The sequence below is a fragment of the Brochothrix thermosphacta DSM 20171 = FSL F6-1036 genome (assembly GCF_036884295.1).
GTDB lineage: Bacteria > Bacillota > Bacilli > Lactobacillales > Listeriaceae > Brochothrix > Brochothrix thermosphacta.
In genome coordinates this window covers 2,300,706-2,316,087 of the sequence record NZ_CP145608.1, presented here as the reverse complement: position 1 = coordinate 2,316,087, position 15,382 = coordinate 2,300,706, and the positions used below count along the sequence as shown (strand labels likewise).

The following is a 15,382-nucleotide window of genomic DNA, read 5'->3' as shown; positions in this document are numbered from 1 at the left end:
TGCTAATTGTCAATGGCTTGGGGCTTATGAGTATCTTAAACAGAAAAATAAAAAAGAATATAAGTTGTTCTATTTTAGACAAAAGTGTTCTATTTTAGCATTGTAAGCGCTTTAACCTGTGATATGCTTGGTTTAATAAAATATAAGGGGGCTTTAAAATGAAGAAAATCGCAAGTGTAGTGGTTCTTTCATTAGTACTCGTCACACTATTAGCAGCATGTGGAAATGGTGATTCAGCAAAAAATAAGGATTCCAAAAAAGATAATACATTGGTTGTTTATTCGCCTAACAGTGAAAATATCGTGAACACGTTAATTCCGATGTTTGAGGATGAAACAGGGATTAAAGTCGAATTGGTATCTGCAGGAACGGGAGAACTTTTAAAACGTATTTCATCTGAAAAAGATAAACCCTATGCAGATGTGATGTTTGGCGGTTTGAATAAGTCGAAACTAACAAATGAAGACTTGTTTGAAAAATACACGTCTAAGAATGATAAAGAAATGTTAACGGGTCATCAAAATATTGATGGCGTACTTACACCTTATATTACAGATGGTAGTAATATCCTTGTTAATACTGACTTAATCGGCGATATTAAGGTCGAAAGTTATGAAGATTTATTAAACCCTAAATTAAAAGGTAAAATTGCGGCAGCAGATCCAGCAAGCTCAAGTTCAGCTTTTGCACAGTTAACAAACATGTTATTAGCAGTTGGCGGTGATTATAACTCACAAAAAGGTTGGGATTATGTGGGTAAATTAATTGGAAATCTTGATGGTAAAGTTGCTAATGGATCGGGAGCAGTTCATAAAGGAGTGGCTGATGGGGAGTTTGCTGTGGGGTTAACATATGAAGATCCATCAGCAAGTTATGTGCGTGATGGTGCGCCCGTGAAAGTTGTTTATCCTAAAGAAGGTTCCGTTTATTTAGATGCCTCATTAGGTATTATTAAAAATGCTAAACACAAAGAGAACGCAGAAAAATTTGTTGATTTTATGACTTCAAAAGAGGCACAAGATGTCTTTGGGAATGATTTAACCAATCGTCCTCTTCGTAAAGATGCAAAATTAGGTGACCATATGACACCGATGAAAGATATTAAAACACTTGAAGAAGATGAAGATTATGTTCAAAAAAACAAGGATAAAATCGTGAAAGAATATACAGAATTATTCACTAAAAAGCAATAACACAAGGGTCTGTTACTTTCGGATAACATGGGGGGTAATGGGCCGTTTTATATCAATCAAACAGTCCTAAAGGAGTTGCTAAAAATGAGCACTGAAATCACATTTGAAAAAGTAATCAAAAAGTATGGAGACAATACGGTTATTCCGGCACTGTCATTACGAGTACAACCATCAGAATTTTTCACCTTACTAGGACCGTCAGGGTGTGGCAAAACAACTTTACTACGCATGGTAGCGGGCTTTAATAGTATTGAAGGTGGTGAAATATGTTTTAATAAGAAAGCCATTAACGCGAGTTCACCACAAGATCGTAATATCGGGATGGTATTTCAAAACTATGCTATTTTCCCACATTTAACAGTGAAGAAAAACATCACTTTCGGTTTAGAAAATCGTAAAATAAAGCTGTCAAAAGCCGACATCGAAAAGAAAGTAGCTACAATGATGGATGTCGTGCAAATTTCCCAATTTAAAGACCGGTTACCGGAAAACCTTTCGGGTGGACAACAACAACGTATTGCGCTTGCACGCGCAATTGTTATTGAACCCAGTGTGCTTTTAATGGATGAACCACTTTCTAATTTAGACGCGAAATTACGTGTGGATATGCGTAATGCAATCCGAGACATTCAAAAAGAAGTAGGGATTACAACGCTTTATGTGACACACGATCAAGAGGAAGCAATGGCCGTGTCAGATAGAATTGCTGTCATGAATTTAGGTAAAATTCAACATGTTGGAACGCCACAAAACATTTATCATCGTCCTGCCAATGTCTTTGTTGCTAATTTTATAGGGCGTACAAATATTATTGAACGTGAGCTGCAATTCAATGGTGAGATTGCAACGTTAGTATTTGATGATAACCATCGTGTGGTTTTAAATAGCTTAGACACAACTAATTATGAGACACGAACGGTTAAAATTTCAATCCGACCCGAAGAGTTTATTATTGCTGAAAATAATGAGGGGATTCGCGGACAAGTTCTTAATAATATGTTCTTAGGACTTAACACGCACTATAATGTGCAACTTGTTGATGGTGAGCAGGTTGAAATCATTCAAGAATCTACAATTGGTCAAATCATTGAACCAGGTACTTGGGTGGGACTGAAAATAAAAATAGATAAGATTAACGTATTTGAATACGAATCAGAATTAAGTATCACAAAAGGGGTGGTGAACAATGTTCAATAAAGGCAGGAAGAAAGATATCTGGACTTATGTAACGATTGGTATTTTATTACTTTACTTTGTGATGCTTGTGTTCCCGTTGTTTACATTGCTTAAGGCTGGTTTTTCCGATGGGACAAGTGGTGGTTTTTCACTGGCTTATTTTTCAAAGTTTTTTGGAGCTAATTATTATTATGATGCATTATTCAATAGTGTTAAAGTGACTGTTTCTGTCACATTATTATCCGTTATTTTAGCAACGCCATTAGCTTACTTAATGACAACAATCAAGATTAAAGGGAAGGTCTATCTTCAAATTTTGATTTTAGTATCTTCAATGGCACCACCGTTTATCGGTGCGTATTCTTGGATTTTACTGTTGGGTCGTAACGGTGCGGTTACTAAGTTTTTATCCAATGTATTTGGCATTCAGACGCCGGATATCTATGGTTTTGTCGGTATTGTCTTGGTATTAACATTACAACTTGTGCCTTTGGTGTATATGTATTTAATGGGCGCGTTAAAGAGTATCGACAATTCAATTATCGAAGCCGCAGAAAGTATGGGATGTACAGGATTACGTAAAATGTGGAAAATAATTTTCCCATTGATATTACCAACCTTATTAGCAGGAGCCTTGTTGGTATTTATGCGCGCATTGGCAGATTTTGGGACACCGATGTTAATTGGTGAGGGATACCGTACAATCCCTGTGTTGATCTTCAATGAATTTATCAGTGAAATGGGTGGCGATGATGGGTTTGCAGCGGCCATTAGTATCATTGTTATCATCTTTGCTATCACAATATTCTTAATTCAGAAGTACATTACAAATAGAAAATCATTCTCGATGAGTGCTCTGCATCCAATTGAAGCCAAGAAAGTAACCGGTTGGAAAAGCATTTTAGCTCATGTTTATATTTACGGTTTTATTATTGCAGCAATTGCCCCGCAACTAACAGTCATTTATACAGCATTCCTTAAAACGTCAGGCCGTATATTTGTAAAAGGTTACTCGTTAGATAGCTTTAAACTCGCACTGGATCGTTCGGGTGATGCAATTAAAAATACATTCTCATTAGCCGTTGTTGCGATTATTTTTGTTATTTTAATTGCTGTACTAATCGCTTATGTAACAGTGAGACGACGCAATGTTTTAACAAACTCACTCGATGTGGTTTCAATGATTCCTTATATTGTACCGGGGTCGGTAATGGGTATCGCCTTGTTACTAACGTTTAATAAACCACCACTATTATTAAGCGGGACAGCGATGATTTTAATTATCTCATTTGTGATTCGACGCTTGCCTTATACCATAAGGTCGAGTGCAGCAATTGTACATCAAATTAGCCCTAGTATTGAAGAAGCTGCAACCAGTTTAGGAGCTTCAAATCTCAAAACATTCTTTAAAGTTACGTTTCCAATGATGCTTCCAGGTGTTATTTCCGGGGCAATTTTAAGTTGGGTGACTATTATTACAGAATTGAGCACGACGATTATTTTGTATACATCCGGTACGCGTACGATGTCAGTCGCTATTTATACAGAAGTTATTCGAGGAAACTATGGTACAGCTGCAGCGTTATCAACGATATTGACAGCCATTACAGTAATTTCGCTATTGATTTTCTTCAAGTTAACTGGTAAAAAAGAGATATCAATGTAATTTAAAGGGGAATCAGTGATGTCGAAAAAGGTACGTAATTTTAAAGAACAGACACGTGTACTATTTTTAAAATATACACTGATCCCGATTATCTTTTTGTTTATTGTTTTTGGCATTGGACTTTTTAGCTTCTCTGCTTGGAAAGTAAGTCATGATGCTGAAAAAGTGGGTGAAACAACAGTAGCAGATATTAGTAAAGTGCTCCGGAATTATGAAACTGGGTTTGATGAATTAGCTAAAAATCAAGCAGTTATCAATTATCTGAAATATAAGCAGCACAGCAACAAGGTTTTTGCCGCTTTTTATGCGTTCAATAGCCAACAACAAGTTCAAAGTGTTTTTCAATTAGTTGATTCTCAAGGACAAGGTTTATCTTCAGCCATGTTAGAAGATAGCACGTCCTTAGATATATCTAGTTATCGACTGAAGCGATGGTCTCGCTCTGATCAATTGATAATTGAAGCGGAAACAAAAAATTTAGCACACAATAAAAAGACCGTGTTATTACTTTCACAAGCAGTAAAAGATCAAGGTGAAATTATTGGTTATCTCGTTGTACGATTGAAAGATGAGGATTTTCAACGCATGTTTTTTGGCAACAAAGCGGATGTGTTAGTTGTAACAGATAAATATGATCGTGTGATTGTCTCAAACAGTAATAGTGTCAAAGGTTTAATGGGGAAATTCACGTATAAACGAGAACACGGACAACGCGTTCAACTGGGAAATAAAGCCTATTATATGAATGAACAAGTTGCGATGGCCTATCCGCTTCGGGTGTATTCCTTAATTGCTAGCCCTAATTATCAGGAGTTATTTATTTTTTATGTACTGTTTACCACAATTTCAAGTGGCGTACTATTTATTTTGCTCCATTATTTATCTAGAAGAATGTCAGTCCAACACTCGATGGCGCTCAATACAATGATGAATGCGCTGGATCATTTGAAAAGTGGTGAATTGAATAATTATGTAGAAATACCTACAGGTGATGAATTTGAAAAGTTAGCGCATCGTTACAACGAGATGTTGAAAAGCCTTGATTTATTGTTATTACGCAACCAGGAACTCACATATATTTTGCAACGAGATGAAATTAGATTTCTTCAAAGTCAATTCAATCCCCATTTTCTTTTTAACATGCTTGAAACGATTCGTTATACTATGAGAGTAGATGAAGAAAAAGCGCAGCGTATTATTCTGACTTTGTCACGCATTTTACGATATAGTATTAATCAAGGTGAACAGCATGCGACATTGAAAAAAGATATGGATTACATCGCAGATTATTTGAAATTACACGCCTACCGCTATAATGATCGTTTACACTATAAAGTAAATCTTCCAGACGATTTGCATGATATTGAAATTCCAAAACTATTATTACAACCGTTAGTTGAAAATGCTATAAAATACGGTTATGAAAAGCAACTTCAATTGATGATTACGATTACGGTTGAGCAAGTAGGTGAGGAATTACATTTACTTGTTGTCGATAATGGCCATGGGATTGCACCTGAAAAGCTACGTGAAATCACTGAAACGTTACATGAACCACTAAATAATGGCGATCGAATCGGAGTGTATAATACCCATCGTAAAATAGTCTTACTTCACGGTGAAAACTATGGATTAACGATACAATCCCAATTAGGTGAAGGGACTAGTGTTCGACTCGTATTGCCAATCGCAAAGGGTGAAAAGCATGTATAAAGTGTTGCTGATTGAAGACGAAGATATTATGCGCGAAGGTGTTAAAATGAGTATTAATTGGGCTAAAATAGACTGTCGTATTGTTGGTGAAGCGAGTGATGGTGAAATGGCAGTTAGTCAAATAAAGACATTGGCACCAGATATCGTTTTATTGGATATCAACATGCCATTGTTGAATGGTCTTGAAGTATTACAACGTTGCCAAATAGAAAAACAAGTGTTTGCGACGATTATTATTTCAGGTTACAACGATTTTGAAAAGGCTAAGCAAGCGATTAAGTATGGTGTGACAGACTATCTTTTAAAACCATTAGATCATGAGGAATTAATACAGGCACTCCACCGTTGTAAGGAATCTCTATTGCTAAAACGTCAATATCAAACGTTTAAAGAAAAGATTCATGAAGTAAGTGAACGTGAATTATTTGTCTTTAAACAGACAGAGGCAGCCGTACAGCCATCAAAAAGTATCAGAGCATTATTAGCTTTGATTGAAGAGCGTTATGATGAAAAAATCAGCGTGCAAGATATTGCTGATGAACTGGGAAGAAGTAAAACGTATCTTAATCAAAAATTCAAGGCAATTACGGGCTACACTTTTAATGATTATCTCAATCGGTATCGTATTTCACAGGCAATCTTATTATTAGAAAAAGGTGAAGATAAAATCAGTACAATTGCATTGGATGTCGGATTCAGCAATTATCGCTACTTTATTGATATCTTTAAAAAATACACACATATACTGCCTAGCGAGTTTATGCAATATGCTAAAAATAATAACAAATCGAAGGTCACTAAAGAATGTTAGATAAAACTAATATAGTTGAACAAAATAGCCGAATGTATCTTTATAATAATTTCACAACGCGCAAAAACATGGTCAGTGAATGTACCGTGTTTTTGTTTTTTTATCTAGTGACGATTTAATAGATAGTTCACGCCTTTTATTTTCTCCAATCTCTTTAGTTCTGACCGTCTTTTTTCACTTTTATTTTTTCTCCAGTAAAAGCCAAACAACTACAGTGAAATTTCAAAAATAACATTGTGATAAAAAGAATCAAAGTTTTATTTTCTCCAATTTCTTTGTAGTTAAACGTTTGTTTTTGCTTTTATTTATTTTCTCGCACTTTACATGTTTGAAAGTAGGTGAAGGTGCTTTCACTCTAAGTACATGGGTGATAAGGAAAATTTTAATCCATGTTCTAAAAATGAGCGGTCACGTGGTGTTTCAACGAGGTGATATTTAAAATAACAGTTGTCGGTTAAAAACTTTTGGGCGTGTTCAAAGGTCATTATTTCGGGATAATCATAATCGGCAATGAGTCTTTTTTTCAAACGGGCAGTATCAGTGTGACCAATAAATTGCTCGACATAAAGATGATGCCGTAAATTATTACTTTGCCCAATATAAAGGATTTGTTCATGTTTTTCACCATACTTGCTAATTGTGGGACGGGCGATAAAATAAACACCGGCATCTTCTGAAATAGAATCAGCAGTTACTGTACTAAACTGAAATTTTGGTGAAAGCGCAAGTGCAGCTTTTTGTGCATTAAGTTGTTTGAACGTTGGCATGATACAAAAACTCCTTTTTAGAGGTCTTCTTTAAATGAAGCCGTTTTTTTTGAAACTGAGAGCAATTCCATGATCATCTGCTGTTGGGGTAATTTCATGTGAAAGTGCTTTTAAAGAGGGCGTGGCATTTTCCATTGCGACACCATGTGCAACCGCATTGAACATATCGATATCATTATTCCCATCACCATAACCAAGGGTATGCTTAATATCAATGTCTAATTCATCTAAAACTGTTGCAATAGCAGTGGCTTTATTGACATCTTTAATGGACACTTCGCCACTTTGAGGGCCAAACTGTGCCACTGTTGTCCGATGCATTTGGAAAGTATCGCCAAATTTAGAAGCAACTGCGTCATACGGATGACCGTTACTAATAAAAGAGATCTTATTAACAAAACCGTAATCAATGGCTTTGCCTGCATTATCATCTAGTATTTTCTTGAACCAATCAAATTCAGCGATTGCTTGTTCGTATTCAACACTACCTTCTATCGCACCATTTGAGATTTGAGAGATGATTGAGGAAAGACAATTAGCGCTACCAAAGAGACCGCTATTAGACTCAATATAATAACCGATAGTATGCTTTTCAAAATAATCGATGATATCTCGGACATCTTTTTCTGGCATCAGTTTATGCTCTAAAACAGTGTTTTTAATTTCGATATAACCACCACCAGCACCAATGACACCATCAAAACCAACTGCTAGAATTTCATCAATGATTTCAGGTTTAGAGCGCCCGGTACAAAGAAATATCTTGTGACCGTTAGAGCGAGCTGTTTTAATTGCCGTTTTGGCAGAGTCAGGTACAATACCTGAGGGGTTGCATAAGGTACCATCAACATCCATAAATATGAGTTTATTTTCCATTGTTTGCACTCCTTTAAAGCGTAGATTCTGCATAAAATGTTCACGCTTTCATTATACACGACCTTGTTATTATAATGTAAGGTCATGATTGTTTTATAGGGAAAATGTGACAGATTTTGGAGTAAGTCAAACAAATAAGCTATTACAGCTGTTTAACTAGTGAATAATCATAAAAGTGGATTTGAATTTATTGAGCTATTAGGTATAATAGATAGTAAGTGTTAAATAAAATGAACTAATTAGGAGGCTACAATGAGTAATTTACCAAACTGTCCTGAGTGCCAATCAGAATATACTTATGAAGATCGTGGCAATTTCGTTTGTCCTGAATGTGCGTTTGAATGGAACAATGAAACGACAACTGAAACAACTGAAGAAGGCTTGGTTGTAAAAGATGTGAATGGCAACCTACTAGCTGATGGAGATTCGGTGACTGTTATTAAAAATCTTAAAGTTAAGGGTGCTCAATCTGATTTGAAATTAGGAACTAAAGTTAAAAGTATCCGTCTCGTTGAGGGGGACCATAACATTGATTGTAAAATTGATGGTTTTGGACCAATGAAGTTAAAATCAGAGTTCGTTAAGAAAAACTAACGATAATTTAATAGGATTTTATAAGGGATGTTATTTTAGTAGCTGATCATTAAATATTTTCAAAAATTGCTTCTTAAAAGACTATTATTGAAAATACGGACGCGAAAAAATATAGTATACTTAGTATATAATTATTTCCCTATAATAATTATCCCTTAAAAAATATCCCTTATTTCTGAGAGAATGCTAATCCCCTTTAGCCATTCTCTCTTTTTTACTGTTCTCGTAGCGAATTTATTCGCTTACGAGAACAGTATGGGTGCTGACATTGTTGCGAAGACATGAGCATACAAGGCCAGTATGGGACGGAGCGAAAGCGAGTACCAATCCATTTTTTTATATCTTGAGAGTACTACTCCATTTTTTAATATCTTTCTAATAGTTACTATTCTATCGATTCATCTGATTTTGGAAGTCGTATTTCAGTTAGGGGAGGTTGCTGATAATTTTAATTCATCGCTTATAAATTTTTTATGCGATTTAATTTTATTGCTATTTTTCACTAAGAATCATCAACAGCATAAATTATAGAGCCGAGATAAATAAGCATATAAAGTGTTCATGCACTCGTTGAAATAAAATAGTGCAGCACGTTTTTTTTTTTTTTTCAAAAAGTGCGCCCTAGATTACCTTTTTTGGAATAATATATAACAAAAAATATAGTATACTTAGAATATAATTATTTCCCTATAATAATTATCCCTTTAAAAAATATCCCTTATTCCCTAGAGAATACTAATCCCCTTTAGTATTCTCTTTTTTTGTGGGAAAATAATAATGAGACAGGTATAGCGTTGTAACCTGTTTCGTTTTGTCACGCGTAATAAAAAATTGACAAAAAAAAAGTGGATGTATAAAATTAACTTCATATGGTTAAAAATGAAGTGAAAAGATAATTCCTTCAAATAGTCAGAAAGGTGGTACTGATGCAATGAAGATTATCAAAAAAATAAACAATAATTTTGCGATGGCACTCAATGATACAGGGCAAGAGGTTATTGTTGCAGGTAAGGGCATCGGCTTTCCAAAAACACCTTATCAATTAGAAGATTCGACAAAAATAGAAAAAATTTATAAGGTACCACAAGATACAACAATTGATTTACTGCAAAGTTTTTCACCAGAGGTAATTGAATACACACATGCTGTAGTAAATATCGGTGAACGTATACTCAGTAAACAATTGAACATGTCAGTGTTCTTAACTTTAGCAGATCATATATCGTTTGCAATAGAGCGCTTAGAACAAAAGATGGAAATAACAAACCCCTTGAATTGGGAAATAAAACATTTTTTCCCGCTACATTATGAAATTGGATTAGAAGCCATTCGCTACATTGAGAAACAGACCGGTCTTATTATTCCCAAAGATGAAGCGAGTTCAATCGCAATGCACTTTATCAATGATGAAATTGGTCGATCGAATTTTCATGAAACTACTTCAGTTATGCTGATTTTGACAAATGTGTTGAATATTGTAAAATACCATTATAATGTTGAGTTTGATGAAGAATCATTTATGTATCAGCGTTTTATCACCCATCTCAAATATTTTGTTATTCGACACTTGAGCGGTGAAGATTCTTCTGAAAAAGAAAGCGAAATGTATCAGCTTTTTAAAGAACGTTATGTTTCAGAATATCAGTGTGTCAATAAAATTGAGCACTATTTAAACGAAATGTATGGTTGGAATTTGAATATTGATGAAAAATTTTATCTAATGATACATATTCATCGAAATGTGAATTGATATTATATTTGAATTCAGTTATACTAACGTAGTAAAGAAATCGGTTACAGATGGAACTGATTTCATATATAAATGGACTGTTACTGATTCGATCAGGCATAACCAAAGTTTTACTCGATATAATGTCGGGTAGCTTTGGTTATTTTTTTTGCTCTGAAAAAGGTGATTTTCTATTTGATAACATAATAGGAGGGTATAAAAAATGGCAGATAAATACAAAGGTATTGCTACCAAAATCATCGACAATGTCGGTGGTGAACAAAATGTTAAATCAGTTGTACATTGTGCAACACGACTACGTTTTGTATTGAAAGACGAGTCAAAGGCTAATAAAGAAGTATTACAAGATATTGATAAGGTAATGTCAGTCGTTCAAGCAGGCGGACAATATCAAGTGGTTATTGGGGCAGAAGTCAATGATGTGTTCAGCTCAATCGAAGCCAACTTCAATGTTAACAATAAAGAAGCGAAAGATAGTAATGAGTCGGATACGCCTTCTAAAAAATCATTAAGTGGTTTATTAGCTGTCATCGCGTCGTTCTTTACACCATATATCGGTGTATTGACAGGTGCAGGTATTATTATGGCATTAGTCATGACGTTAGAAATGTACGGTGTTATCTCTGATAAATCATTAACTTACGTTATGCTTACAGCACTATCAACAGGTATTTTCAAGTTCTTACCTTTGTTTATTGCTGTCACAGCTGCAGATGCATTTAAGACCAACCGTTTTATCGCATTAGCAATTGCCGCGGCAATGGTTTTCCCGTTAACTGATGCGTTAGGTGAATTAACGTTTGCACCTTTTGGTTATACAATTTACTTTGATAAATATGGTGGTGCCGTTGTACCAACAATCTTAGCGATTTGGGTTACTGCTTATGTTGAACGTTTCTTTAAACGTTGGATTCCTAAAGCAGCACAAATTGTACTTGTACCATTTGCAACATTAATTGTTGCGGGTTCATTAGCTTTCCTTTTCATCGGACCACTAGGAACGTTTGTGGGTGAGATGATTTCTAAAGGTTATTCATCAGCATATGGCTTAAGCCCAATGATTGCTGGTGCTGTTCTCGGGGGTGTTTTCCAACTATTAGTTGTCTTTGGTATGCACTGGGCAATTTTGCCGATTGCAATGATCAATGTGAACACTCAAGGATACGATACGATCTTACCAGTTATGTTTATGGCAGTTTACGGTCAAGTAGCTGCAGTTGCCGGTATGGTAGCGCGTCTTAAAGGTAACGATCGTAGCATCGCAGTATCAGCGTTAATCCCTGGTTTCTTTGGGATTACAGAACCCGCATTATACGGGGTTAACTTGAAATATAAACGTCCGTTTATTATAGGTTTAATTGCAGCTGCCGTAGGTGGTGGGATTGTTAGCTTCTTTGAAGTTAAAATCTTTGCTTTTACACCAATCTTAAACCCATTATTCTACCCGTTATTTATTGGGAAAGATTCTAACTTTGCTGCATTGCTTGTCGCTTCAGCGATTACAATTGTGATTGCATTTATCGGTGCGCTTTTCTTTGGACTTCCAAAACCGAAAAAAGCAGAACCAGTACCTGCAGTGACAACGCCTGAAAACGTTGTACCCGTAGCAAACGTTTCAGATAGTACAATTACCAGCCCGTTAACAGGTGAGTTAATTCCACTTAAAGATGTGAATGATCCAGTATTTAGTGCAGAAATTATGGGTAAAGGTTTTGCGGTTGTACCAACAGAAGGTGTTGTAACAGCACCTGTCGATGGTGAAATTGTTATTCTTTATGGAACACAACATGCCATCGGTATTAAATCAACGACAGGTTTAGAGGTTCTCATTCATATCGGTATTAATACTGTTGAATTGAATGGTGAATGTTTCACAATGACAACAGAAACGGGTGCAACGGTTAAACGTGGCGACGTTCTAGGGTCATTTGATATCGCAGGTATTAAAGAAAAAGGGTATGATACCACTACAATGGTTATCGTAACAAATACAGCTGATTATACAGATTTCACATACGCTAAAGAAAATGGTCAAGTGAAAATGAACGAAGAAATAGTTACAGTAAAATAAATAAACTAAAAACGCTCGTCAGGTACTTCCTCAATATAGAGGAGAACCCGACGGGCGTTTTTTTATGGTGTTATTTGCATATCCCAATCAGCAGATAAATCGCCACCGATAGGTGTTTCAAATAATGTTTTTACTTCTGTTGGATCCGTCGTTTGTCCGAGCGCCCACATTAATTTAGGGACAATTGCTTCCGTATTCATATCACCCGATAGAATAATGGGGTATTGAGCCACTTTTTGTCCAACTTCATATAATAGAAGATTTTCGCCTTCTTCAAGACATTGAGTGGTCATAACAACCGAGATACCGCGCTTTGTTAAGTTACCGACACGATCGAGGATATTTTCATCTTCAAAGGGTAAGCCGCCATTACCAAAACTTTCGATAATAATACCTTTGTAATTGTCAGCAATTGCGTCAAAAAACGATGCTTTAAGCCCAGGGAATAACTTGAGCAGAAAGATATCTGAACACAATTGTGTTTCAAATTGTAATCGTTCTGTTTTTTGGGCAGGAGATGCACACATTTCCACATGGCCATCAATGATTTTAGCGATATAGGGATGATTGATACTTTCGAAAGCATCATAACTTTTGGTTCTAATCTTAACTGCTCGAGTGCCTTGAATCACTTTGCCATCAAAGACAACAAACACACCTGGTTGGCCTTCTAAACAATAAGTAAGAGCATCACGAACATTCCGTTTAGCATCTGTTTTATGGAAGCTGAGGGGTATTTGAGAGCCAGTCAGCACGACAGCTTTATCAAATCCCTGTAACATATAGGATAATGCGGCGGCGGTATAACCTAAAGTATCCGTACCATGCGTAATAATAAAAGCATCGTAGTCGTTATAGTGTGTTTCGACCGCCTGAGCAATCGTTACCCAATCATGAGGGCTGATATTTGTACTGTCTTTGTTCATTAAAAGATGAAAGTCAAAATCAAGTTCTGATTGACTATATTGCTTATTTTGTTCAGTAAAGTAGCGACGTAATTCTTCAACATTCAGACCAGGAAGCAAGCCATTGTCTGTCTCAACAGACGCAATGGTCCCGCCAGTTGCTAAAACAAGTATTTTCATAAGTAACCTCCGTTAATGATGTAACTGTCTCTATTTTAACGAATGGAATGCCTTGCTACAAGTAAGAAATTTAGACGGTTAAAAATAAGAAATTGAAAAAAGATAAACATATAACTAAAAAGATATAAAGTGTAGACAATAAAAGTTATGAGGTTTATACTATAATTACAAAGAGGAAGCGCTTGCATTTGTGCGTTGCTTCTTAGTTAATTAAAATAGGGGGTTTTTATTAATGAAAGCAGCTGTATGGTATGGAGAAAAAGATTTGCGTATTGAAGACAGGGATTTAAAACCAATGAAAGCTGATGAAGTGAAAGTACGTGTCGCTTGGGCAGGGATTTGTGGAAGTGATTTACATGAATATCAAGAAGGACCAGTATTTATTCCAGTTGACAAGGAAGACGAGTTAACAGGAGAAGTGGCACCGTTAATTATGGGGCATGAATTCGCTGGTGTGATTGAAGAAATCGGTAGTGAAGTAACAAAATATAAAGTAGGGGATCGTGTAGCGATTAATCCAACATTAACACACGGCAACTTACCAGAAGCATTAGATACATACGATGGTTTTAGTTTCATCGGATTACATGGAGACGGTGGTTTTACGAAGTTTGCAAACGCTCCTGAAAAACAAGTGTATAAATTACCAGAATCACTGTCACTTCAAGATGGTGCACTTGTGGAACCAATGGCTGTTGCTGTACAAGCCGTGAAAGAAAGTGAAATGTTATTTGGCGATACAGTGGCTGTTTTTGGTGCAGGTCCAATTGGTTTATTAACGATTATTGCTGCAAAAGCTGCAGGAGCAAGTAAAATCATCGTGCTTGATCTCTCAGCAAATCGTTTAGAAAAAGCATTGGAGTTAGGTGCAACGCATGCCGTTAACTCTGGTGAAGTTGATGGTGTTAAGGCGGTGCGCGATATCGTTCCTGGTGGAGTTGACGTAACGTTTGAAGTCGCTGGTGTTGCACCAACCTTCAAAGCATCGATTGATGCAACGCGTGCTCGTGGAACCGTGGTTATCGTCTCAATTTTTGCGCGTCCAATTGAATGGAACCCGATTCATCTTACAAATACAGGTGTTAAGTTAACATCAACAATAGCTTATACACCAACAACTTTCCAACAAACAGTTGATTTGATGGGGACAGGCCAACTAAAACCTCAAGGAATTGTAACTTCTAAAATCGTCTTAGATGATATTGTTGCTAAAGGATTTGAAGCATTAACAACTGATAAAACACAAGCTAAAATTTTGGTTGAGTTAAGCGGCGAAAAATAAGCGCTTATAACTATTTTAATGATAAGGGTTAGCCTATTTTTGAAATAGAAAGCACTCCTAATAACAATCTTTTTACTGCGAGCTTTTTCGTCAGTAGGAAGATTGTTTTTTTGAAAAGGGAACGATAGTATCTATCATCAAGTTGAAATAGACATAAAACCGAACATTCTGTCTAATATAAGACAAAATATTCTCTAAAAACCAAATAAACTATTGACCTTTACTTGAAAAACCGCTAAAATTAGTGAAATACAAGATAAGAACCCTTCAGTTGGTTGTTTCTTATCAACCAGATAAAAACACTTATATAATAGTCATAATATGGATGACGCGTTTCTACCCAACTGCCGTAAATAGTTGGACTATGAGTGAGATTTTAGCCAAAATATTTAAAAGAG

12 protein-coding genes and 1 riboswitch are annotated in these 15,382 nt (G+C 35.8%); of the genes, 9 read left to right on the top strand and 3 right to left on the bottom strand.

All coding sequences use genetic code 11. The annotated features are described in order from the left end of the window. Window positions 1–158: 158 nt before the first annotated feature. From V6S17_RS11470 to V6S17_RS11450, 5 genes are all read left to right on the top strand, one after another. The gene (locus V6S17_RS11470) at window positions 159–1,193 is read left to right on the top strand and encodes an extracellular solute-binding protein (RefSeq protein WP_029091111.1); all 1,035 of its coding nucleotides are present in this window, start codon (window positions 159–161) and stop codon (window positions 1,191–1,193) included. Window positions 1,194–1,277: 84 nt separating this feature from the next. Next, the gene (locus V6S17_RS11465) at window positions 1,278–2,390 is read left to right on the top strand and encodes an ABC transporter ATP-binding protein (RefSeq protein ID WP_029091112.1); all 1,113 of its coding nucleotides are present in this window, start codon (window positions 1,278–1,280) and stop codon (window positions 2,388–2,390) included. Next, on the top strand, window positions 2,380–4,035 hold the full coding sequence (locus V6S17_RS11460) for an ABC transporter permease (protein WP_029091113.1): 1,656 nt from the start codon (window positions 2,380–2,382) through the stop codon (window positions 4,033–4,035). Before V6S17_RS11465 ends, V6S17_RS11460 begins: the two co-directional genes overlap by 11 nt. Before the next feature lie 18 nt (window positions 4,036–4,053). After that, window positions 4,054–5,748, top strand: coding sequence for a sensor histidine kinase (locus V6S17_RS11455; protein ID WP_036027035.1), 1,695 nt, complete (start codon window positions 4,054–4,056; stop codon window positions 5,746–5,748). Beyond that, window positions 5,741–6,559, top strand: coding sequence for a response regulator transcription factor (locus V6S17_RS11450; protein WP_029091115.1), 819 nt, complete (start codon window positions 5,741–5,743; stop codon window positions 6,557–6,559). The genes V6S17_RS11455 and V6S17_RS11450 overlap by 8 nt, the downstream gene beginning before the upstream one ends. Window positions 6,560–6,909: 350 nt before the next feature. Here V6S17_RS11450 and V6S17_RS11445 read toward each other — a convergent pair whose 3' ends face one another. Further along, a complete protein-coding gene (locus V6S17_RS11445; RefSeq protein ID WP_029091116.1) occupies window positions 6,910–7,326 on the bottom strand; it encodes a hypothetical protein in 417 nt (138 codons plus the stop codon). A 30-nt stretch (window positions 7,327–7,356) separates the two neighbouring features. Next, window positions 7,357–8,202 (bottom strand): Cof-type HAD-IIB family hydrolase, encoded by an 846-nt coding sequence (locus tag V6S17_RS11440; RefSeq protein ID WP_029091117.1) that lies wholly within the window; start codon window positions 8,200–8,202, stop codon window positions 7,357–7,359. 252 nt (window positions 8,203–8,454) lie between these two features. Between V6S17_RS11440 and V6S17_RS11435 the strand changes: the two genes are divergently transcribed. From V6S17_RS11435 to V6S17_RS11425, 3 genes are all read left to right on the top strand, one after another. Beyond that, window positions 8,455–8,796: a zinc ribbon domain-containing protein YjdM gene (locus V6S17_RS11435; protein ID WP_029091118.1), complete on the top strand. Its 342-nt coding sequence runs from the start codon at window positions 8,455–8,457 to the stop codon at window positions 8,794–8,796. 931 nt (window positions 8,797–9,727) lie between these two features. Beyond that, window positions 9,728–10,546 (top strand): PRD domain-containing protein, encoded by an 819-nt coding sequence (locus V6S17_RS11430; RefSeq protein ID WP_029091119.1) that lies wholly within the window; start codon window positions 9,728–9,730, stop codon window positions 10,544–10,546. Window positions 10,547–10,748: 202 nt separating this feature from the next. Continuing rightward, window positions 10,749–12,617, top strand: a complete 1,869-nt coding sequence (locus V6S17_RS11425; protein ID WP_029091120.1) for a beta-glucoside-specific PTS transporter subunit IIABC — start codon at window positions 10,749–10,751, stop codon at window positions 12,615–12,617. Between the two features lie 62 nt (window positions 12,618–12,679). On the opposite strand, the gene V6S17_RS11420 is transcribed toward V6S17_RS11425, so the two are convergent. Next, window positions 12,680–13,702, bottom strand: coding sequence for an asparaginase (locus V6S17_RS11420; RefSeq protein WP_029091121.1), 1,023 nt, complete (start codon window positions 13,700–13,702; stop codon window positions 12,680–12,682). 232 nt (window positions 13,703–13,934) lie between these two features. Here V6S17_RS11420 and V6S17_RS11415 point away from each other — a divergent pair, with 232 nt between their 5' ends. After that, window positions 13,935–14,984 (top strand): 2,3-butanediol dehydrogenase, encoded by a 1,050-nt coding sequence (locus V6S17_RS11415; protein WP_029091122.1) that lies wholly within the window; start codon window positions 13,935–13,937, stop codon window positions 14,982–14,984. Window positions 14,985–15,267: 283 nt separating this feature from the next. Further along, window positions 15,268–15,369: riboswitch (purine riboswitch) on the top strand. Window positions 15,370–15,382 lie beyond the last annotated feature (13 nt).

What these genes read in the sequence shown, in the direction of transcription:
- V6S17_RS11470 (WP_029091111.1), top strand. Translation starts at nt 159, where the DNA reads ATGAAGAAAATCGCAAGTGTAGTGGTTCTTTCATTAGTACTCGTCACA.
- V6S17_RS11465 (WP_029091112.1), top strand. Translation starts at nt 1,278, where the DNA reads ATGAGCACTGAAATCACATTTGAAAAAGTAATCAAAAAGTATGGAGAC.
- V6S17_RS11460 (WP_029091113.1), top strand. Translation starts at nt 2,380, where the DNA reads ATGTTCAATAAAGGCAGGAAGAAAGATATCTGGACTTATGTAACGATT.
- V6S17_RS11455 (WP_036027035.1), top strand. Translation starts at nt 4,054, where the DNA reads ATGTCGAAAAAGGTACGTAATTTTAAAGAACAGACACGTGTACTATTT.
- V6S17_RS11450 (WP_029091115.1), top strand. Translation starts at nt 5,741, where the DNA reads ATGTATAAAGTGTTGCTGATTGAAGACGAAGATATTATGCGCGAAGGT.
- V6S17_RS11445 (WP_029091116.1), bottom strand. Translation starts at nt 7,326, where the DNA reads ATGCCAACGTTCAAACAACTTAATGCACAAAAAGCTGCACTTGCGCTT.
- V6S17_RS11440 (WP_029091117.1), bottom strand. Translation starts at nt 8,202, where the DNA reads ATGGAAAATAAACTCATATTTATGGATGTTGATGGTACCTTATGCAAC.
- V6S17_RS11435 (WP_029091118.1), top strand. Translation starts at nt 8,455, where the DNA reads ATGAGTAATTTACCAAACTGTCCTGAGTGCCAATCAGAATATACTTAT.
- V6S17_RS11430 (WP_029091119.1), top strand. Translation starts at nt 9,728, where the DNA reads ATGAAGATTATCAAAAAAATAAACAATAATTTTGCGATGGCACTCAAT.
- V6S17_RS11425 (WP_029091120.1), top strand. Translation starts at nt 10,749, where the DNA reads ATGGCAGATAAATACAAAGGTATTGCTACCAAAATCATCGACAATGTC.
- V6S17_RS11420 (WP_029091121.1), bottom strand. Translation starts at nt 13,702, where the DNA reads ATGAAAATACTTGTTTTAGCAACTGGCGGGACCATTGCGTCTGTTGAG.
- V6S17_RS11415 (WP_029091122.1), top strand. Translation starts at nt 13,935, where the DNA reads ATGAAAGCAGCTGTATGGTATGGAGAAAAAGATTTGCGTATTGAAGAC.